This is a genomic window from Robiginitalea aurantiaca, from assembly GCF_030380815.1.
GTDB lineage: Bacteria > Bacteroidota > Bacteroidia > Flavobacteriales > Flavobacteriaceae > Robiginitalea > Robiginitalea aurantiaca.
This window is the reverse complement of record NZ_JAUDUY010000025.1, coordinates 1-1,347: the sequence shown is the minus strand read 5'-3', so window position 1 is coordinate 1,347 and position 1,347 is coordinate 1. Positions and strand designations below refer to the sequence as shown.

The 1,347-nt window shown below is 50.3% G+C and carries 1 protein-coding gene; it reads left to right on the top strand.

Annotated features, from left to right (window positions below):
- Positions 1–1,347: beta strand repeat-containing protein (locus tag QU605_RS15270; protein ID WP_289726197.1), on the top strand; the 1,347-nt coding region annotated here is incomplete at both ends.

Here is a 1,347-nt window from a genome sequence, read left to right as displayed (position 1 = left end):
GATGAGACAGGGGCTACCCAGTTAATCGACACGAACGCTTCGAGCAATCCATATGACAATACAGCCAGCGGCCTTGCTGCCACAGATGTACAGGCGGCGATCGACGAGATCAATGCAGCAGCCGGAACCGTATCCCTTACTGACAATGGAGACGGAACCTATGATTTTACAGATGCGGGAGGTAATGTGACCACAATAGCCGACGCTTCGATTTCGACATTGGCCGATAACGGGGATGGGACCTACACTTATACGGATGAGACAGGGGCTACCCAGTTAATCGACACGAATGCCTCAAGCAATCCATACGACAATACAGCCAGTGGCCTTGCAGCTACAGATGTGCAGGCGGCGATCGACGAGATCAATGCAGCAGCCGGAACCGTATCCCTTGCCGACAATGGAGACGGGACTTATGATTTTACAGATGCGGGAGGTAATGTGACCACAATAGCCGACGCTTCTATTTCGACATTGGCCGATAACGGTGATGGGACCTACACCTATACTGATGAGACAGGGGCTACCCAGTTAATCGACACGAACGCCTCAAGCAATCCATACGACAATACAGCCAGTGGCCTTGCTGCCACAGATGTGCAGGCGGCGATCGATGAGATCAATGCAGCAGCCGGAACCGTATCCCTTACCGATAATGGAGACGGGACCTATGATTTTACGGATGCGGGAGGTAATGTGACCACAATAGCCGACGCTTCGATTTCGACATTGGCCGATAACGGTGATGGGACCTACACCTATACTGATGAGACAGGGGCTACCCAGTTAATCGACACGAATGCCTCGAGCAATCCATATGACAATACAGCCAGTGGCCTTGCTGCCACAGATGTACAGGCGGCAGTTGATGAACTGGCTTCAGATGCTGCAGCTGACAACGACCAGGTCGTTGGAAATGAATATAACACTGGTGTATCGATGAACGCTGGTGCTCTGGAGGTAACTGATGGAGGTGGAACTGAATCTACGAATCTTATCAGTACCGATTTGAATAATGATATTGTAGCAGGAGCCGATGGCGCTTTGTATTTAAATGTTGCTTCTGTAACGATTTCCGAGACGATTACCAACCTCACGGATAATGCCGATGGAACCCTTACATATGTCAATGAGAGTGGGGTGTCACAAACGGTTAGCAAGGCAGATATTTCGGATAATGGGAATGGTACATACACTTTTACCAATAATGACGGTACTGATTTGATCCTCGATACCCGTGCGGCTTCGAATTCCTATGACAATACGACCAGTGGCCTTGGGGCTGCTAATGTGCAGGATGCCATAGATGCCCTTGCCGCGGGAAGCACCGACGATCAGGATCTGACC